This window comes from Bacteroides sp. B1-V-101 (assembly GCF_023656585.1).
GTDB lineage: Bacteria > Bacteroidota > Bacteroidia > Bacteroidales > Bacteroidaceae > Bacteroides > Bacteroides thetaiotaomicron.
The window spans coordinates 14609-34261 of record NZ_JAMOKH010000049.1; the positions used below are offsets into that span (position 1 = coordinate 14609).

14 protein-coding genes and 2 tRNA genes are annotated in these 19653 nt (G+C 41.5%); 9 read left to right on the forward strand and 7 right to left on the reverse strand.

Annotated features, from left to right (window positions below; all coding sequences use genetic code 11):
• Positions 1-46: 46 nt before the first annotated feature.
• From NBH01_RS23385 to ribD, 6 genes are all read right to left on the reverse strand, one after another.
• Positions 47-562 (reverse strand): OmpH/Skp family outer membrane protein, encoded by a 516-nt coding sequence (locus NBH01_RS23385; RefSeq protein WP_008762659.1) that lies wholly within the window; start codon positions 560-562, stop codon positions 47-49.
• Positions 563-617: 55 nt separating this feature from the next.
• On the reverse strand, positions 618-1133 hold the full coding sequence (locus NBH01_RS23390; protein ID WP_008766991.1) for an OmpH/Skp family outer membrane protein: 516 nt from the start codon (positions 1131-1133) through the stop codon (positions 618-620).
• Between the two features lie 23 nt (positions 1134-1156).
• A complete protein-coding gene (locus NBH01_RS23395) occupies positions 1157-3814 on the reverse strand; it encodes a BamA/OMP85 family outer membrane protein (RefSeq protein ID WP_225693981.1) in 2658 nt (885 codons plus the stop codon).
• A 30-nt stretch (positions 3815-3844) separates the two neighbouring features.
• The gene (locus NBH01_RS23400) at positions 3845-4579 is read right to left on the reverse strand and encodes an isoprenyl transferase (RefSeq protein ID WP_008766989.1); all 735 of its coding nucleotides are present in this window, start codon (positions 4577-4579) and stop codon (positions 3845-3847) included.
• Positions 4580-4615: 36 nt separating this feature from the next.
• On the reverse strand, positions 4616-6097 hold the full coding sequence (gene bamI, locus NBH01_RS23405) for a BamI family beta-barrel-assembly machinery protein (protein WP_011108950.1): 1482 nt from the start codon (positions 6095-6097) through the stop codon (positions 4616-4618).
• 142 nt (positions 6098-6239) lie between these two features.
• Positions 6240-7277 (reverse strand): bifunctional diaminohydroxyphosphoribosylaminopyrimidine deaminase/5-amino-6-(5-phosphoribosylamino)uracil reductase RibD, encoded by a 1038-nt coding sequence (gene ribD, locus NBH01_RS23410; protein WP_008766987.1) that lies wholly within the window; start codon positions 7275-7277, stop codon positions 6240-6242.
• 53 nt (positions 7278-7330) lie between these two features.
• Here ribD and prmC point away from each other — a divergent pair, with 53 nt between their 5' ends.
• From prmC to NBH01_RS23450, 8 genes are all read left to right on the forward strand, one after another.
• Positions 7331-8167 (forward strand): peptide chain release factor N(5)-glutamine methyltransferase, encoded by an 837-nt coding sequence (gene prmC, locus NBH01_RS23415; RefSeq protein ID WP_055230212.1) that lies wholly within the window; start codon positions 7331-7333, stop codon positions 8165-8167.
• On the forward strand, positions 8164-8646 hold the full coding sequence (locus tag NBH01_RS23420) for a regulatory protein RecX (RefSeq protein ID WP_055230214.1): 483 nt from the start codon (positions 8164-8166) through the stop codon (positions 8644-8646). The genes prmC and NBH01_RS23420 overlap by 4 nt, the downstream gene beginning before the upstream one ends.
• 77 nt (positions 8647-8723) lie before the next feature.
• Positions 8724-9362: an orotate phosphoribosyltransferase gene (gene pyrE / locus NBH01_RS23425; protein ID WP_008762667.1), complete on the forward strand. Its 639-nt coding sequence runs from the start codon at positions 8724-8726 to the stop codon at positions 9360-9362.
• Positions 9363-9459: 97 nt separating this feature from the next.
• Positions 9460-9870 (forward strand): polyketide cyclase, encoded by a 411-nt coding sequence (locus NBH01_RS23430; protein ID WP_055220422.1) that lies wholly within the window; start codon positions 9460-9462, stop codon positions 9868-9870.
• A 92-nt stretch (positions 9871-9962) separates the two neighbouring features.
• On the forward strand, positions 9963-11303 hold the full coding sequence (gene argH, locus NBH01_RS23435) for an argininosuccinate lyase (RefSeq protein WP_055230217.1): 1341 nt from the start codon (positions 9963-9965) through the stop codon (positions 11301-11303).
• Between the two features lie 80 nt (positions 11304-11383).
• Positions 11384-11456 (forward strand) — tRNA-Gly (locus NBH01_RS23440).
• 14 nt (positions 11457-11470) lie between these two features.
• A tRNA-Leu gene (locus NBH01_RS23445) sits at positions 11471-11554 on the forward strand.
• A gap of 331 nt (positions 11555-11885) precedes the next feature.
• Positions 11886-15878, forward strand: a complete 3993-nt coding sequence (locus tag NBH01_RS23450) for a hybrid sensor histidine kinase/response regulator transcription factor (RefSeq protein WP_250700332.1) — start codon at positions 11886-11888, stop codon at positions 15876-15878.
• A 149-nt stretch (positions 15879-16027) separates the two neighbouring features.
• Here NBH01_RS23450 and NBH01_RS23455 read toward each other — a convergent pair whose 3' ends face one another.
• Positions 16028-17542 (reverse strand): SLC13 family permease, encoded by a 1515-nt coding sequence (locus tag NBH01_RS23455; RefSeq protein ID WP_008762675.1) that lies wholly within the window; start codon positions 17540-17542, stop codon positions 16028-16030.
• A 217-nt stretch (positions 17543-17759) separates the two neighbouring features.
• On the opposite strand from NBH01_RS23455, the gene NBH01_RS23460 reads away from it, so the two are divergent.
• Positions 17760-19649, forward strand: coding sequence for a fibrobacter succinogenes major paralogous domain-containing protein (locus tag NBH01_RS23460; protein ID WP_234147553.1), 1890 nt, complete (start codon positions 17760-17762; stop codon positions 19647-19649).
• Positions 19650-19653 lie beyond the last annotated feature (4 nt).

Genomic DNA, 19653 nt, shown 5'->3' on the forward strand with positions numbered 1-19653 from the left:
ATCTTCTTTTCTCTTTCCCTTTCGGTATTTTATAGCTTATAGCTTCTTATTTGATGCCGAGCTGTGTCTTTACCTTAGGAGTCAGATTAATACTTTGTGACTCATTAACGTAAGCAACCGGTGTTCTTGCAAGGTCGAAGATGTAGATTACGCCTTCGGCAGCACCTACAGCTTTAATTGCGTCGTCCAACTTTTTGTAGATAGGAGCCATTGCGTCAGCCTGAGCTTTTTGCATCTGCTGTTGAGCTTCCTGTTGGAACTGCTCTTGTCTTTGCATCATATCCTGCAGTTCTTTTTGTCTTCTCTCAGCGATGTTAGCAGGAAGAGAGTCCTTAGCGATAGCTTGCTGGAATTCCTGATATTTCTTGTTGAATTCTTCCTGAGTTCTTTGTAATTCGCTGGTCAGTTGTTTGTCTAGTGCTTCAATATCAGATTGTGCCTTAGCAAATTCAGGCATTGCTGAAACGATTTCTTGGGCATTAATATGACCGAATTTCAGATTTTGTGCAAATACACCCATTGGGAGTGCAAGCATCAATACAAGTGCAATTTTTTTTAGCATAGTTCTATAATTTATTTGAATGATTTTTAGTTATTTTCGATGCAAATGTATGAAATTAATTTGAATATCCTAATTTTCTCAGCACTTCATCACTAATATCAATACGTGGATTGGCAAAAATGATGCCTGCAGCAGAGGCTCTGTCGAGTACAAGGTCGTATCCGTGTAGTTGCGACAGTTCCTTTACAGCACCATATATTTCATCCTGAATAGGATTAATCAGCTTCTCCTGCATCTTAGCCAATTCGCCTTCCGGACCGAAGTATTTGCGCTTCAGTTCGGCAGCGGATTTCTCTTTCGCTACAATTTCATCTTCCTTCTTAGTCTTCTGAGCCGCAGAGAGAGTAGAGGACTGAGCTTGATAGTCCTGGAACATCTTCTGTGCTTCCTTGGCAATTACCTCCACTTCGCTTTGATATTTCTTCGTAGCTTCCTGCAATTGCTCATTAGCGCTTTGATATGCCGGAATATTTTTCAGAATATATTCCGTATCGATCAATGCAAATTTTTGTGCACTAGCTGCCATACTGATGGCAAACAGTAACATAATGGATAGAACAGACTTTCTCATGACGTTTAGTTTTTAGTTTTATATTAGAATTCTTGTCCTAAGATAAAGTGGAACTGGCTGCCGCCGTATTCCTTACTACCATTTATCTTGTCGAAACCGTAACCCCAGTCGATACCCATCATACCAATCATCGGCAAGAAGATACGAACACCGATACCGGCAGAACGTTTCAAATCAAACGGATTGAATTTTGAGATATCATGCCATGCGTTACCAGCCTCCAAGAAACCTAACACATAAATGTTAGTACTTGTTTCCAGCATCAACGGATATCTTAATTCGATGCCGAGGCGTGCATAAGCATACCCTTCTTTTCCATATGGTGTCAATGAACTGTTTTCATAACCACGCAATGCAATACTTTCTGTTGCATAACTTGAGTAACCAGTCATACCGTCACCACCTACGTCGAATGTACCGAATGGCGATTTCTTATATTTGTTATAGTGCCCTAACAACCCAAATTCTGTACGTGTCATCAATACCAGACACTTAGGATGTGCGATATAATCCATCAACGGAGTATATGTTTTGGCTTTAAATTTCCATTTGTGGTATTCAACCCATCTATGAAGTTTATTCATATTATCTTGGGTAATACCCCTATCATCTGTTGGATCGTAGAAATAACCTTTATAGTCTTTACCATCAAACAATGAGTACGGAGGAGTAAGCTGAACTGACAGCGAGAAGTCCGAACCTGTACGTGGGAAGATCGGGTTGTCAATAGAGTTACGTGCCAAAGTTAGTGAAAGGCTGAGGTCATTACATTTACCGTTGGTTACCGGGAAATACTGCCAGTCTTTCAGGTTGTAGCGTTGGTAAGCCAGCTCTGCAGACAAAGTAAAGTAGTCATCCGGCCATTTCAGACGCTTACCCCAACCCAGAGAAAGTCCCCACATCTTGATAGACTTGTCGGGGTCATAGTAGTTCTCATAGTTGTTGTAGTTACCGTAGTTGTATGAGCCGTAGCCACCATAGCCTGCATAATAACTATTGTAATAGTTGTTGAAATAGCTTGAGTTGTAGTAACGGCTGCTGATGTCAGTCTGAACTGAGAAGAAAGCCGATACGGAAAGTGAGTTCGGACGTTTTCCTCCAAACCAGGGATCGAAGAATGAGATACTATATGACTGATAGTATTTAGCATTCGTCTGACCGCTGATGGTCAATGTCTGTCCGTCACCTTGCGGCAGGATACCACGGTAGTTTTCACCCGGACGCAGCAAGTTGGCAACAGAGAAGTTGGTAAATTTCAGACTCAGCTTACCGATGATACCTGTTTGTCCCCAACCGGCAGAGAATTCTACCTGGTCATTGGCTTTAGATGTCAAAGGCAGACCTATATCAACTGTTCCGTTTACAGGGTCCGGCTGAATATCCGGTTGCAGTTTTTCAGGGTCAAAGTGTCCCATCTGCTGGATTTCACGTAATGAACGCATCAGGTCATCCTTGCTGAACAACTGTCCCGGACGAATACGAAGCTCACGACGAACTACGTTTTCATACAGACGGTCGTTACCGCTGATGTTGATCTTGTTAATCGTAGCCTGACGGCCTTCATAGATTCTCATTTCGAGGTCGATGGAGTCACCGACGATATTTACTTCTACCGGATCAAGATTGTAGAACAAATAACCGTTATTGTAATATAAGTTACCGATTGCGTCGTCATCTGTAGAGGTACGTTCTCCCAGCAACTTCTGGTTGTAAACATCACCCTTCTTCATGCGGAGCAGGAAGTTCAGCTGTTCCGAAGGATACAGTGTGTTACCTACCCATGTTACATTACGAAGGTAATATTTCTGACCTTCGTCTATATCCATATATACATCTACCGTCTTTTCGTCGTATTGTGCTACACTGTCCTTTACGATCATTGCATCACGATATCCCAGCTCGTTATACTTATCTATGATCAGCTGCTTATCTGCTTCAAAGTTTTCCGGAACAAATTTCTTGGTGCGGAACAGATTCAGAAGTTTGCCTTTTTCATTGGTCTTCTTCATTACTTTCTTCAGCTTGGATGTTTTGATGGCCGAGTTTCCGGTGATATGGATAGCGTGCACTTTAATCTTTTCCTTCTTGTCGATATCAATGTCAACAATCACCTGATTTTCGTTAGATGGATCGTCCTTTTGCGCGATAATCACTTCTGCATTCTTAAAGCCTTTATCGTCAAAATAACGTTTGATCAATGTCTTTGCACGGTCAACGGTATTCGGAGTGATCTGCATACCTTTTACCATACCCAGTTTGCTTTCAAGGTCTGTACGTTCTGACTTCTTCACACCATGATAGCGTACATCCGCAATACGGGGACGTTGTGTCAGACTGATTTTTAACCAAATCTTGTTGCCTTCTATCTTTTCGGCAGTAATCTGTACGTTAGAGAACAAACCATGTTTCCAGTAGCGCTTGATTGCTCCGGTAATCTCATCACCCGGCACGGTAATCGTCTGTCCAACGGACAGTCCGGATAATCCGATTAACACATAGTCTTCATAATTCTTCACGCCTTCAACCTTGATGTCTGCTATCTCATACTTTTTAGGCGTTCCTGAGTATAAGATGACTGGCTTAGAGTCTTCGTCAGTGTTGGTATTCTGCGTAAAGCCCGTGGCTGCAAAGCAGAACAGGCAGATAAACGTTACGAATATAAAGGAAATACGATAATGCATTTATGTTATAATTTGAAGTTTCGAATTATGTTAGCTGATTTGTTCACTCGTTTTGCCGAACCGGCGCTCTCTTTGCTGATACTCATAAATGGCTTTACAGAATTCTTCTTTATCGAAGTCCGGCCAGAATGTATCACAAAAATAAAGCTCCGAATAAGCACATTGCCATAGCAGGTAGTTGCTTAGTCGGATTTCTCCTCCCGTGCGGATCAGTAAATCCGGATCGGGCATAAAGTTTGTGGTCAGATGAGCAGTTATGTATTCATCTGTTATTTGTTCGGGAGATATTTCTCCCGTTTTTGCAAGCGTTGCAATCTGTCGGACTGCTTCAGTCATTTCCCAGCGGGAAGAGTAGCTGAGTGCCAGTACCAGGCAGGTTCCTGTATTATTAGCTGTGTGTTCTATACATCTTGACAGACCTTCCTGCACTTCTGCAGGTAATTTCTTAATATCACCAATAATGCGGAAACGAATATTGTTCTTCATCAACGTTTCTTCTTCGATAGAATCCACCAATAGATTCATTAAAGCTGCTACTTCTTCCTGCGGACGATTCCAATTCTCGGTGGAGAAAGTATATAAAGTCAGATATTTAACCCCCAGACGTGCAGCATCCTCGATAATTTTATGTACCGTTTCTGCGCCTGCCTGGTGACCGTAAGTTCGTTCTTTTCCCCGCTGTTTAGCCCATCTCCCATTCCCATCCATAATGATGGCTATGTGCTGGGGAATCCGATTTTTGTCTATTTTCTCTATATAGGACATGTTTTGATTATAAGGTTCGTATTTAACTACTTCTTATTACTGTATTAGAAATCCGAGTTTATTAACTCTACCACGCCAGATTTTGTCAATACCTTGACCACCTACCATCCATATATAATGGTTTCTGTCAACTACCATTGTGTAGTTTACTTCTTTTCCCTTGAAGCTGGATTCGTGAAGAGAAGGATGTTGTGTTACTCCTCCTTCAAGTTTCACCGGAGGAAGAATTCCGGGAAGCATGAACATTCTGTCTACCCCTTTCCATACAAGTAATGTCGGGGAGGTATAGAATTTCTGGAATCCCTTAGCATCATCTTTAGTTTCTTTTCCACAAATGTAAAATGCGTCGTTATAATGTATAATAGACGGGTCTACTAATTTCGGACAGTTGTTATTTGATGGAATCTCCATTGGAATCCAGGCTTTACCATCTTCTGAAGCCCAAACGACTGTAGCTGTGTCATTGTCTAAACCGTCTTCTGTATTACCCACAACGATTGCATTCAACGTTCCGCTTTCAGTTGCATATACATCGGCTGACAGGTTGTTTATCGGGAACTCTGCAGGAACAACTGTTAATTTGTCTATATCTTTCTCCCATGTTACATCTTTCTCTGCAAAACTGAAATATTTCTCTCCATTGATTTCTACTATACCTGCTATTCCATTTATCTTTTTATGGTTACTGCCATCACTGTCAGAAAAACTGGTTATCAGATTAGTAACGGAAACGCCATCGGAATTGAGTACTTCATCTTTTGTCCAAGTCAAACCGTCATTGGAATTATATACTTCCTTATTCTTAGTAAGTAAATATAACTTGTCAACGAATCGGATAATGGAGGTAACATCAGCACCATCAGGAAGTTTGCCAGTAGTTTCTTTATCCCATTTTTGACCATAGTTTAAACGATCAGTAGGAGAGCCTGCCGGTATTGCTGTACTGTAAATTTCATTGTTTTGAGCGAATAATAATATCTTGTCCCCAAGCGTTACTACCTTTTGTTTTTCAGCAGTGTTCCTCACGGGATTGTTCGCTATAGGGTCTTTTCCCCAACTGAGTGAATCGGGAACCATCGTATGCATCCGTATATTAACTTTATACTCATTCTGAACCTCCATATTCGGTGCCCATACCTTCAGTACCAGAAAGTTGTTTTTCTCGGTTGCATTTACATACTTAGTCAGGTCAATAGAGTCGTTAATATTAACGATTGAATCCTGATCGTTCTGATCTTTCATCGTCACGATACCGGATGCTGTTGTCAGCGTCTTGATCAGAATACTATTAATGATCGTGTCAGCATTGACAGGCAGTGAATCCACATTATATATTAAACGACTAACTTGGTCAATTGTGAATTTATAGTTTACCCCATAACCTATAGTGTCAAGTTCAAATGCGCGTATAGTCGCATCCGGACTATAATTGACTTCGTTATCATTGTCAAGGCAAGACGTAATAACGAATGACACCATGAAAAAACTCGCAATGATTGATAAAAACTTTATTCTCATTTGAAAGATTGTGTTTATTTACAAGTTGCAAAAATAGGAACATTTTTTCCGATATAGAACATTAAGGGGAAGTTTTATATAAAATTATAGATAATAACGCTGTTTTTATCGACGTAGAACCCCTTGAATAGAACTATTTTAGCTATTTCTCGAAAACATAATGCCAAATCTGTCTGTCGAAGTGTTTTTCAGTCGAATAACTAAAATTATCGCTTATTTCAGGTGCTTTAACACCGGAATTCAGCTTGCACGGACATTTCTCAATATATACTTCATCCCATAGTTCGGCATCAATAAATGATTGGAGCAGCTGACTTCCTCCCTCTACCAGTAAGGACTGTATTTTTTGTTGATATAGCACTTTCATGATCTGTGGCAGAATATCCTGTGTGAATTCAATCGTGCGGTATGTGACGTTCTTCTTGTCCGGATGTTTTTCTGCTGTAAATACGATGGTGGGTACTTCTCCGTCAAACAGACGCAGGCTGTGGGGAAGAGACAATGCACGGTCCAAAACGATGCGTACCGGATTCCGGCCGTACCAGTTGCGGACTGTCAGCGACGGATTGTCCAACAATGCTGTCCGCCTGCCTACCATGATTGCATCAGTTTCCGCTCTCTTTTTATGTACAAGCATGGAAGTAAGAGGGGAGGACAGTACTACGGGATTGCCGTCTGTTCGTTCTACATCAATGAAATGATCAGCCGATTCTGCCCATTTTAGTGTGATAAAGGGGCGGTGCAGCGTATTGAAAGTAATGAAGCGCCGGATCAGATACCTGCATTCTTTCTCCAGTACGCCTACTGTCACTTCTCTTCCGGCGTCCCGCAACTTCTGAATTCCTCGTCCGGCGACCTGTGAGAACGGGTCTTGACAGCCAATTACAATACGGGGAATCTGCTTCTCGATAATCAAGTCGGCACAAGGAGGCGTCTTTCCGTAGTGTGAGCAAGGTTCCAGGCTGACATAAATGGTGGAACGGCTCAATAAAGACTTGTCTTTGACGGAACGAATCGCGTTTACTTCGGCATGCGCCTCTCCGCAGCGGATGTGATATCCTTCGCCGATAATAAGTCCGTCACATACGATAACAGCCCCTACCATCGGGTTTGGAGCGACATTGCACAGTCCGTTTTTTGCCAGTTCAATGCAACGTCTCATGTATTTTTCTTCTTCCATTTTGGTGCTCTTCGCTATATTATTCTTACTTTTGCACTCCGAAATCGTAAAATATGAACCGCATCACTGCTTACATTCGTCAGTCACTACAGGATATTTATCCGCCGGAAGAGGTCAAAGCTCTTTCGATGTTGATCTGTTGCGACATGTTGGGGGTGGATGCGCTTGATATTTACATGGGCAAAGATATAATTTTATCTGCATGCAAACAGCGTGAATTAGAAAACATTATATTCCGTTTGCAGAAAAATGAGCCAATACAGTACATTCGGGGATATGCTGAGTTCTGTGGAAGGAACTTCCGGGTAGCTCCCGGCGTGCTGATCCCTCGTCCGGAGACGGCCGAACTGGTGGACCTGATTGTGAAGGAGAATCCGGATGCCCGTCGCCTATTAGATATAGGTACGGGAAGCGGATGCATCGCCATCTCTCTGGATAAAAATCTGCCGGATGCGAAAGTGGATGCCTGGGATATTTCAGAAGAAGCACTGGCTATTGCCCGTAAGAATAATGAAGAGTTGGATGCTCAGGTTACCTTCCGTCGACAGGATGTTTTTTCTGCTGACGGAATGCAAGGGACATCTTACGATATAATTGTCAGTAATCCGCCCTACGTGACGGAAACTGAAAAAACAGAGATGGAAGCCAATGTACTTGACTGGGAGCCGGGACTCGCCCTGTTTGTTCCCGATGAAGACCCTCTGTGTTTCTATCGCCGGATTGCGGAATTGGGACGAGAACTACTCCGTCCGGGCGGCAAACTCTATTTTGAAATCAATCAGGCATACGGACAAGACATGATACGCATGATAGAAATGAACCAATATCGGGACGTTCGTGTTATAAAAGACATATTTGGAAAAGATAGAATACTTACAGCTAACCGATGAGTGCACAATTAACAGATGAAGAGGCGTTGAATCGTGTTGCCTCTTATTGCTCCGCTGCAGAACATTGCCGGGCAGAAGTAAATGAGAAATTACAGCGTTGGGGAATAGCCTATGAGACCATAGCGCGTATCCTTGAACGGCTAGAAACCGAAAAGTATATTGATGACGAGCGCTATTGCCGTGCTTTTGTGAACGATAAGTTTCGTTTTGCCAAATGGGGTAAGATGAAAATCGTACAGGGACTCTACATGAAGAAGATTCCTTCCGATGTGGCATGGCGTCATCTGAACGAAATTGATGAAGAGGAATATCTCTCCATCCTGCGTGACTTGCTGGCTTCCAAACGGAAAAGCATTCATGCGAAAGATGATTATGAACTGAACGGAAAACTGATGCGATTTGCGATGAGCCGTGGTTTTGAACTCAAAGATATACGCCGTTGTATCGAAATTCCGGAGGAAGAGGAACAATTCAGTTAAAAAATAAACGGATTCTTCTTTCTATTCTCGTTCAATTTCTGTACTTTTGCGGCAAATAATTAATAGTTAGTTTAGTTATGAAAAACTTAGAGAGACTATTTGCGGAGAAACTTTTGAAGATTAAGGCTATTAAACTTCAACCCGCTAACCCTTTTACATGGGCTTCTGGATGGAAATCCCCCTTTTACTGTGACAACCGTAAAACTCTGTCCTATCCTTCTCTTCGTAATTTTGTGAAGATTGAAATTACACGTCTGATATTGGAACGATTCGGACAGGTGGATGCGATTGCAGGTGTGGCTACAGGTGCTATCCCGCAGGGAGCATTAGTGGCTGACGCGTTGAATCTGCCGTTCGTGTATGTTCGTTCTACCCCGAAAGACCACGGATTGGAAAACCTGATTGAAGGAGAACTTCGTCCGGGTATGAAAGTCGTAGTGGTTGAAGATTTGATTTCTACAGGTGGTAGTAGTTTGAAGGCTGTGGAAGCAATTCGTCGCGATGGTTGTGAAGTGATCGGTATGGTAGCTGCTTATACGTATGGTTTTCCCGTTGCTGAGGAAGCATTCAAGAATGCCAAAGTACCTTTGGTGACGTTGACCAATTACGAAGCAGTGCTTGATGTAGCACTTCGTACCGGTTATATCGAAGAAGAAGATATTGCGACATTGAACGATTGGCGTAAAGACCCGGCTCATTGGGATGCAGGGAAATAATATTGTATTATTTGATCGGAAATTTTAGTAAGAAAGAACCATTCGGACAATATCTGTTCGGATAGTTCTTTCTTTGATTTTATACGAATAAAGAATTATGGCTAATTTTGAAAGTAGTGTAAAGGTAATACCTTACAGTCAGGAACGTGTGTATGCCAAGCTATCGGACTTGAGCAATCTGGAATCGGTAAAAGACCGTTTACCGGAAGATAAAATACAGGACTTGAGTTTTGATTCGGATACACTGAGCTTTAGCGTTTCGCCTATCGGCCAGCTGACCTTGCAGATTGTTGAGCGTGAACCTTGCAAATGTATTAAACTGGCAACTACCAACTCTCCGCTACCTTTTAATATGTGGATTCAGCTAGTTTCAACAGCAGAGGAAGAGTGCAAGTTGAAAGTGACTATCGGTATGGATATCAATCCGTTTATGAAAGCAATGGTACAGAAACCTCTTCAGGATGGTCTGGAGAAGATGGTTGAGATGCTGTCGATGATTCAATATTAAATAAGTATTAAGTATTAGGTATTAAGTATTAACCGTAGCTACGTTGATACTTATGGTAATACCTAATACTTAATACCTAATACTTAAATATTATGGCGCAGAAACTTTGGGAAAAATCCGTGCAGGTAAATAAAGACATCGAACGTTTCACGGTGGGACGTGACCGTGAGATGGATCTTTATCTGGCTAAACATGATGTACTCGGTTCTATGGCTCATATTACGATGCTCGAAAGTATCGGTCTGTTGACCAAGGAAGAACTGGAACAGTTGTTGGCTGAGTTGAAGAATATTTATGCTTCGGCCGAAAGAGGTGAGTTTGTAATAGAAGAAGGAGTAGAGGATGTGCATTCGCAGGTAGAATTGATGCTGACCCGCCGTTTGGGAGATATCGGTAAGAAGATTCACAGTGGTCGTTCGCGGAATGACCAGGTTTTGCTGGACCTCAAACTCTTTACCCGTACGCAGATTCGCGAGATCGCGGAAGCGGTGGAACAACTCTTTCATGTGCTGATTCTTCAGAGTGAGCGATATAAAAATGTCCTGATGCCGGGATATACCCATTTGCAGATTGCGATGCCTTCATCCTTTGGATTGTGGTTCGGTGCTTATGCCGAAAGCTTGGTGGATGATATGCAGTTCCTGCAGGCGGCTTTCAAGATGTGCAATCGCAATCCGTTGGGTTCTGCGGCAGGATATGGCTCCTCTTTCCCGTTGAACCGGATGATGACAACCGATTTGTTAGGTTTCGATTCACTGAATTATAATGTCGTTTATGCGCAGATGGGACGTGGCAAATTGGAGCGTAATGTTGCTTTTGCATTGGCTACCATTGCCGGAACGATTTCTAAGCTGGCTTTTGATGCTTGTATGTTCAATAGTCAGAACTTCGGTTTTGTGAAACTGCCGGATGATTGTACTACTGGTTCGAGCATCATGCCTCATAAGAAGAATCCGGATGTTTTCGAACTGACACGTGCCAAATGTAATAAACTGCAGTCTCTTCCTCAGCAGATAATGATGATAGCAAACAATCTGCCATCCGGTTACTTCCGTGACCTGCAGATTATAAAAGAGGTTTTCCTTCCCGCTTTCCAGGAACTAAAGGACTGCTTGCAGATGACGACTTATATCATGAATGAGATTAAGGTGAATGAACATATCCTTGATGATGATAAATATCTGTTTATTTTCAGTGTCGAGGAAGTGAATAGGCTGGCTCGTGAAGGCATGCCTTTCCGTGATGCGTATAAGAAAGTAGGTCTTGATATAGAAGCCGGAAAATTTACTCATGACAAACAGGTGCATCATACACACGAAGGAAGTATCGGTAATCTTTGTAATGATGAAATCTCCGCATTAATGCAACAAGTGGTCGATGGCTTCAATTTCTGTGGAATGGAGCAGGCCGAGAAAGCATTATTAGGGCGATAAAATATTTTCTGCCAAACTTTTTTAATCGAAAGTTTGGCAGAAACAAGGAAACTCCTTATCTTTGCACCCGTTGAAAAAATGCGGAAATAGCTCAGTTGGTAGAGCATAACCTTGCCAAGGTTAGGGTCGCGAGTTCGAGTCTCGTTTTCCGCTCTCTTTGAAAGGATGCTCGAATGGTGGAATGGTAGACACGAAGGACTTAAAATCCTTTGGCCATTGCGGCTGTGCGGGTTCAAGTCCCGCTTCGAGTACGAGTATTCTTGATTAAAAGCTCTGTAAATCATTGATTTGCGGAGCTTTTTTTATATACCTGTCATGGGGCTATCTTGTCTCTAGTGCTGATTAAAGTTGGATTTATACTACTAAATTAAACTGAGAGTTAAACTGAGAGTTAAACTGAGAGTTAAACCAAGAGTTAAACCAAGAGTTTATGCGAATTAAGCTGTTTATGTATACCAAAACGGAAATTGGAAAGATACATGATTATTTGTATTAACATATAATTATTAATTTATTCAGTTGTTATTTGATTAATATTTTCATATTTTTACAAATGTGTTTTTGGAATATTTTACGACAATCATGAGAATATTTATGAAATTCAGAAAGCCTTTGTTACTTCTAGTTCTTCTCGTTTACGGAACTTTAGGTAAGGGGCAAATTTATAAGTATATAGGACTGGAGGACGGTCTGAATAACCAGAAAATATACAATATTCAGAAAGACCGACGAGGGTATATGTGGTTTTTGACTCAGGAAGGGGTTGATCGTTACGATGGGAAGCATATCAAACATTACACCTTTTCAGATGACAGTATGAAACTGGACTCACGTATTGCTTTGAACTGGTTTTATATGGATAGAGGGGATGTATTATGGGTAATCGGTCAGAAAGGTCGTATTTTCAGGTATGATTCTCAACATGATAAATTTGAATTGGCTTATGTACATCCGGAGTTAATTAGAAATAAATCCCAAGCATTCCTTAATTATGGTTATCTGGATAAGAATGATCATATTTGGCTGTGTTATAAGGATACAATTACTTGGTATAATGTTCGTACAGGCACAACATCGCATATGCCAACACCAGTCGACGGTGAAATAGCTACTATTGAGCAGACGGATGGCAATCATTTTTTTATAGGTACGGGAAGCGGCCTGTTTCGTGTTGGCGTGGAAAAAGGGGAACTGAAGCTTATTCCTGATGAAGTGGTGAAAAGTATAACTACACCTGTGCATGAACTTTATTACCATGCTATTTCAAAACAGCTGTTTGTGGGCAGTTATAAAGAGGGAATACTTATATATGATATAGGTCAAAGTTCAAAAATCACTTCCTGTTATTCACCTAATAATGTAGAAATTAATCAGATTGTTGCTCTGAATGCTGATGAGTTGTTGATAGCTACGGGTGGAAAAGGAGTATATAAGCTGGATGTAAATTCTTGCAAGAGTGAACCTTATATAACAGCTGACTATAGCAGTTATAATGGGATGAACGGAAACAATATCAATGATATCTATGTGGATGAGGAAGAGCGTATTTGGCTTGCCAATTATCCTACAGGTATTACCATTCGTAACAATCGTTATGGAAGATATGATTTGATAAAGCATTCTCTTGGCAATAACCGGTCGTTAGTGAATGATCAGGTGCATGATGTGATAGAAGATAGTGACGGTGACCTTTGGTTTGCAACTAGTAATGGAATTAGTTTTTATCAGACCGATACAAGAGAATGGCGTTCTTTTTTTAGTTCTTTTGATCCGGTGCCGGATGATGAGAATCATATCTTCTTGGCGTTGTGTGAAGTCTCTCCTGGTGTGATATGGGCTGGTGGTTTTACGTCTGGAATTTATAAGATAGAAAAGAAGAAAGGGTTTAAAATAAGCTATCTTTCGCCTGCGGCCATTGCAGGAATACGTCCTGACCAATATATTTATGACATTAAAAAGGATTCGGGCGGTGATGTATGGTCCGGTGGATATTATCATTTGAAACGCATTAATCTTGAGACTAAAAATGTTCGTTTGTATCCGGGAGTAAGTTCCATCACCACCATTCTGGAGAAAAATGCCCGTCAAATGTGGATTGGTACAAGAATGGGACTCTATCAGCTTGACAAGCAATCCGGTGTTTACCGGTATATTGACTTGCCTGTTGAATCTCCTTATATATGTGCATTATACCAGAGAGAAGATGGTATCCTGTATATTGGTACTCGTGGAGCAGGTCTTCTTGTTTATGATATCAATAAAAAGAAGTTTATTCATCAGTACCGAACTGATAATTGTGCACTGATTTCTGATAATATTTATACGATTATTCCGCGTCAGGATGAAAATCTCCTGATGGGTACGGAAAATGGTATTACGATTTATTCACCTAAAGATCATTTTTTCCGTAACTGGACACGGGAGCAGGGACTGATGAGCGTAAATTTTAATGCCGGTTCTGCCACAACTTACAGTAACAGTACGCTTGTCTTTGGTGGCAATGATGGTGCTGTTAAGTTTCCGACAGACATAGAAATACCTGAGCCATATTATTCGCGTTTGTTATTACGGGATTTTATGATAGCTTATCATCCTGTCTATCCTGGTGATGACGGATCTCCCTTGAAGAAGGATATTAACGAGACTGATTGTCTGGAATTGGCCTACGGTCAAAATACTTTTTCGCTTGATGTGGCTTCCATAAATTATGATTATCCTTCTAATATTCTTTATTCATGGAAAATCGACGGTTATCATAAAGAGTGGACCCGTCCGAGTCAAGATAATCGGATTGTTGTTAGAAATCTGCCTCCTGGCAGTTATACGTTACAAATTCGTACTGTATCTAATGAGGAGAAGTATAAAACTTATGAAACAAGGAGTATTCAGATCATTATTACCCCTCCGGTGTGGGCCAGTATGTGGGCAATGGTGGGGTATGCAATTCTGGTGGTCTTGATTATGATTATCATATTCCGTGTTATCATGTTGCATAAACAAAAGAAGATTTCTGATGAGAAGACACGTTTTTTTATTAATACTGCTCATGATATACGTACGCCGCTGACATTGATAAAAGCACCGCTGGAAGAAGTTGTTGAAAACCATATGGTGGCAGAGAAGGCATTACCCCATATGAATATGGCCCTAAAGAATGTGAATACATTGCTTCAGCTGACAACCAACTTGATAAACTTTGAACGGATCGACGTATATTCGTCTACTCTTTATGTTTCTGAGTATGAATTGAATTCTTATATGAATGATGTTTGTGCTACTTTCCGCAAATATGCTGAGATGAAGCGTGTCAGATTTGTTTATGAGAGTAATTTTGATTATTTGAATGTGTGGTTTGATAGTGACAAAATGGGGTCTATCTTGAAGAATATTTTGTCAAATGCGTTGAAGTACACGCCAGAGAATGGTAGCGTGTGTATTTGTGCTTGCGAGGAAGGGAATACTTGGAGTATTGAGGTAAAGGATACAGGAATTGGTATTCCTTCATCTGAACAGAAGAAATTATTCAGAAATTGTTTCCGGGGTAGTAATGTAGTCAATTTGAAAGTGACCGGAAGTGGGATTGGATTGATGCTGGTATATAAACTGGTTAAGTTGCATAAAGGAAAGATCCATATTCAAAGTGTTGAACATCAGGGAACATGCGTGCAAATTACTTTCCCGAAGGGAAATACCCATTTGCATAAAGCAAAGTTTATCTCTCCAAAAACGCCGAATGAACGTATGGATGCTGTTGTACTGGGGGGAACTTCTGACTTGCCGGTCTTGGAGGCACCTCAGATAAAAACCTCTTTACAGCGTATTCTGGTAGTGGAAGATAATGATGATTTGCGTAATTATCTTGTGGATATGCTTATGGCAGGGTATAATATCCAGTCCTGTTCCAATGGCAAAGATGCGCTTGTCATTATAAAGGAGTTTAATCCAGATCTTGTTATATCCGATATAATGATGCCTGAGATGAGTGGAGACGAACTGTGCTCAGCTATCAAAACGAGTGTGGAAATGTCTCACATTCCAGTCATATTGCTGACTGCGTTAGGGGATGAGAAAAATATACTCGGAGGACTGGAAATCGGAGCAGATGCCTATATAACCAAGCCATTCAGTGTGGGTATACTAAAGGTTATTATTAAAAACATATTGGCAAATCGTGAATTGCTCCGTCAGGTCTATAATAGTATCGAAAATAAAGAAAAGCATTTACCTGTCAATTGTACTAATACTTTGGACTGGAAATTCATAGCTTCAGTCAAGGAATGTATAGAGAAGAATATGGGAGATTTGGACTTTGGGGTAGATGTACTCAGTAATCAGCATCATATGAGTCGAACAAGTTTCTATAATAAACTGAAAGCGCTGACCGGTTATGCTCCGGCTGACTACATCCGGATGATCCGTTTGCAACGTGCAGCACAATTATTAAAGCAGAAAGAATATACAATAACGGAGATTGCTGAAATTGTCGGGTTTTCGGATGCGAAGTATTTCAGGGAGGTATTTAAGAAGTATTATAATGTCAGTCCAAGTAAGTTTGTGAATTCGGATCAGGAATAGAGTAGACGAGATATCGTTTTATACCATTGTTGTTTCTTATAAACTTTTGGAGAGGATTATAGGACGCTAAATTCGAAAAAGAAGAAGATGTCAAAAGCAAGATAAATGTATCATCCTGCTTTTGACATCTTCTTTTTTTAATAGATTATTTATAATAACTTGTTGGAGCCGAGTATGATCAGCATTGTATATCCCAAGATAAGTCCTATAATTCCCATAATGATACCTACCTTTTCCATATCTTTTTGCTGAATCATTCCTGTGGCATGTGCCAGGGCATTAGGTGGTGTACTAATTGGTAATATCATTGCCAGCGATGATCCGATGGCGACTCCAATTAATAAAGTCTCTACACCTCCCAACGATGACAGGTTTTCACGCATGCTGATTCCGGCAATGGCGAGAATAGGGACGAGTAATGCTGCGGTGGCTGTGTGTGAAATAAAGTTGGCCATAGCATAGCAAATCAGTCCGGAACCGACAATCATCAGTACAGGGGGCCATGTGCTGAATGGGATGGCTTCGATCATATGCTTTGCCAGTCCGGTCTCTTGCAAGGCTACGCCCAATGCGAAGCCGCCGGCTACCATCCAGAGTACACTCCAGCTGATCTCTTCCAGGTCACGTTTGGTAATAACGCCTGTTATACAAAAAACAGCTACCGGAATCATTGCCACTACATTGGAGTTTACTCCTGTAAATTTGTCGAACATCCACAATAGAACCGTTATAGCAAAGGTGATATAAACCACAATGGAGCGCCAGTCTTTCTTTGCTTCACCTTCAATTTGCAGTTCGATGCTCTTTTGTTTGAATGGAAACAGTCGTAAGAGGATAAACCAGGCTATAAACAGTACAATAATAGTGTAAGGCAACATAAAGCTCATCCATTCTCCAAAACCGATATTCAGATTTAATCCTTCCGGATCATTCAAATACTTTAAAGCAATGGCGTTAGGTGGTGTACCGATAGGAGTTCCCATACCACCTACATTGGCAGCAACGGGAATGGCCATAGCCAATCCGATTTTCCCTTTTCCATCTGCCGGGAGTGCTTTTAATACGGGAGTAAGGAAGGTAAGCATCATGGCCGCCGTAGCCGTATTACTAAGAAACATGGAAAAGACAGCTGTAACGAGGATGAATCCCAATAGCACATATCGTGATTGTGTTCCGAAAGGTCTCAGCATAACTCGTGCCAACAATACATCCAGTCCACTTTTGGTTGCTGCGATGGCAAGAATAAATCCACCTATAAACAGCATGATGATAGGATCGGCAAAGCAATGCAGGATAGACTTATATTTGACTGTCTGTCCCAATTCCTCCGCAGGAGTATTTTGGGTTAAGAACCATAAACTACTGTCGGAAACGGTAAGTAATAATAGTACAACAATAAGAACGGAAGTGGTCCATGCCGGGACAGCTTCGAACACCCACATGAGTGTGGCGAAAATGAAAATGGAAATAAGTCTTTGTTCTATAACGGTCAACCCTTCTATTCCAAAAGTATCAATGGGAAGGAACCATAAAATAAGAGAGAGGGTAATAGCTATGGTTAACTTTATACATCGGGCCACTGTCTGATTCTTTGCTAACCGTTTAGCTTTCTTTAAGTCCTGATAAGCTTCTACTAGGTGGAAGCCGTGAAAAATCTTGTACATAATATTAGAATGAGATAAAATTAAAAAACGTTTGCAAAAATAACTTTTTATTTTGTATTTAGTTAGTCTGACGTTAAAGATTTCTTTTATTCAACATATTTATTAAAATTTTATGCAGATGACTTGCTGTATTGAAAAAAGTAGTATTTTTGCCGCCGCTTTTGGAAAATGCATTTATAAAGTTTCCAATATTCAGTATTATTTTAATCAAAAAAACATGAATTATTCTTGCAGAAAAACCATCGTTCCTATTATAATAGGAACATTACTTTCAGGCGCCTGCTCGAACGATGAACCAACCGGGGGAAAAGGCCATCAACAAACTTATTCAGTGGTATTAAAAGGAATTACGGTAGCAGGAGAAGAATCTTCTGAAGAGCTCAAAGATGTATCGGTTTTCCAGTTTAGTGACGGGAATTTATATAAAGAGGAACAGCTGACTCCCGGGCAAGGCGGACAGTCGGAGATTTCTGCGGTCAGCGGATCTCGACTTTATTTTCTGACCGGACTGGAGATTCCTGCCGGAGAGAAAGCTAAAAGTGAAGAAGAATTTCGTAATACGATTATCGGTGAAGGATTGCATGATAATTCTGCGCCGGATTTCATGGCGGCTGTAGTCGAATTGGAGAGCGGAGTAGTGACACGCAGCAATGCGGAGGTCAATGTAATTATGAAACGCGGTGTGGCGCGCATTGATTTGAACACAACAGCCGACAGCAAAACGCAGATAAAGGAAGTCATCGTAGAGAATGCTCCTGCCGAGACTTTACCATTCCTCGAAAATGTCCGGGCGTCGGATAAAACGGTGAGCTATCGGAAGGAGTTCTCTTCTGCATTCGATGGCAAGCAAGAGGGGGTATTCCGTCTGTTCGAGAGCACACGTCCTGTCAATATCATCTTGCGTGGAACCTATGGTGAAGTCCCTATCAGGTTAAAAGTCGAATTACCAGTTGTCGAACGCAATAAAGTATATGAATTGGCAGTGCTCAATGTGGGAGCTGAAGTGACAGGCGTTTTTGAGATCAAACCGTGGGAAGAAGGGGAAACGATTGTCGGAAAGCCTGATACGAACCAACGTCTTTTGCTTAATGCGTCGAAATCCAGGATTCCGGAAGGGGTGAAGGTAGACTATGAGAATAATATACTGGAAGTGCCTGCTACAGGTGCTGATGACATGACGCTGGCGTTCGTTACAGACACTCGTATCGATATTTCTTCTACAGAAGGTGCCGGTAGTGGAACAAGTGTAGGCAATATGTCCGTGTCGGAAGAGGCGGAAGGTATCGTGTCGTCATTTAATGTATCGGTTGCAGCGCAAGGCAGCGGTCGCCTGGGCTATACGGTTTTGGTGCATTTGAAAAATGCCTTGTTGAGTGGAACATATGATTACGTGGAGATACGTGTGGCTCCGAGTGACAAACAGATTGAAACTGTGGAAATCGCAGGAAATGTATGGATGGCATTTAATGCGCGTAGCCACGATCTGGAAGATCAGATTTATCCGTTGGACGGGGCTACGGTCGAAGATATGTATCATAAAAGTTGGATTAACACGGTGGGTGGTCTGTTCCAATTTGGACGTTTATATATGTACGTGCCTTGGCAGGGGTATAATCCTTCCAACAATTTAGGTAACCAGACAGCTGATGCACCTTGGGTGAATGATACACATATGCCTTGCCCTGAAGGATACCGGATACCGACTGGTAACGAATGGCAGTCTCTGCTTCCTGCAGACCAAGAGATTCCGGGTAGATATAAGGCAGGAAATGGAGAAACAATTGCCGCTACACTTCACATTGGAGAAGGAACACTGATAACTCCGTCCAGTGGTGTGACGGGAACACAGCATTATGTGAAGTTTACTTCGGAAGACACCGGTCGCAGCCTTATTATTCCTTTGGCTGGCTCGAAGGGAGATAAGTCGTCATCCAATAATCCGGCTTTCGGGAAAAGAGCTGTGTTGTGGACAAACGAACGTAACGGTCTTCCGGGCGGTTATGCATGGGCTTACTGGTTGCCGTTCGAAGGAGCCGAGACAGCCGTTATTAAGAAACAGCGGTTACAGATGGAAGCATTTGCATCCGTACGTTGTGTAAAGAAATAGAGGA

What these genes read in the sequence shown, in the direction of transcription:
- NBH01_RS23385 (WP_008762659.1), bottom strand. Translation starts at nt 562, where the DNA reads ATGCTAAAAAAAATTGCACTTGTATTGATGCTTGCACTCCCAATGGGT.
- NBH01_RS23390 (WP_008766991.1), bottom strand. Translation starts at nt 1,133, where the DNA reads ATGAGAAAGTCTGTTCTATCCATTATGTTACTGTTTGCCATCAGTATG.
- NBH01_RS23395 (WP_225693981.1), bottom strand. Translation starts at nt 3,814, where the DNA reads ATGCATTATCGTATTTCCTTTATATTCGTAACGTTTATCTGCCTGTTC.
- NBH01_RS23400 (WP_008766989.1), bottom strand. Translation starts at nt 4,579, where the DNA reads ATGTCCTATATAGAGAAAATAGACAAAAATCGGATTCCCCAGCACATA.
- bamI (WP_011108950.1), bottom strand. Translation starts at nt 6,097, where the DNA reads ATGAGAATAAAGTTTTTATCAATCATTGCGAGTTTTTTCATGGTGTCA.
- ribD (WP_008766987.1), bottom strand. Translation starts at nt 7,277, where the DNA reads ATGGAAGAAGAAAAATACATGAGACGTTGCATTGAACTGGCAAAAAAC.
- prmC (WP_055230212.1), top strand. Translation starts at nt 7,331, where the DNA reads ATGAACCGCATCACTGCTTACATTCGTCAGTCACTACAGGATATTTAT.
- NBH01_RS23420 (WP_055230214.1), top strand. Translation starts at nt 8,164, where the DNA reads ATGAGTGCACAATTAACAGATGAAGAGGCGTTGAATCGTGTTGCCTCT.
- pyrE (WP_008762667.1), top strand. Translation starts at nt 8,724, where the DNA reads ATGAAAAACTTAGAGAGACTATTTGCGGAGAAACTTTTGAAGATTAAG.
- NBH01_RS23430 (WP_055220422.1), top strand. Translation starts at nt 9,460, where the DNA reads ATGGCTAATTTTGAAAGTAGTGTAAAGGTAATACCTTACAGTCAGGAA.
- argH (WP_055230217.1), top strand. Translation starts at nt 9,963, where the DNA reads ATGGCGCAGAAACTTTGGGAAAAATCCGTGCAGGTAAATAAAGACATC.
- NBH01_RS23450 (WP_250700332.1), top strand. Translation starts at nt 11,886, where the DNA reads ATGAGAATATTTATGAAATTCAGAAAGCCTTTGTTACTTCTAGTTCTT.
- NBH01_RS23455 (WP_008762675.1), bottom strand. Translation starts at nt 17,542, where the DNA reads ATGTACAAGATTTTTCACGGCTTCCACCTAGTAGAAGCTTATCAGGAC.
- NBH01_RS23460 (WP_234147553.1), top strand. Translation starts at nt 17,760, where the DNA reads ATGAATTATTCTTGCAGAAAAACCATCGTTCCTATTATAATAGGAACA.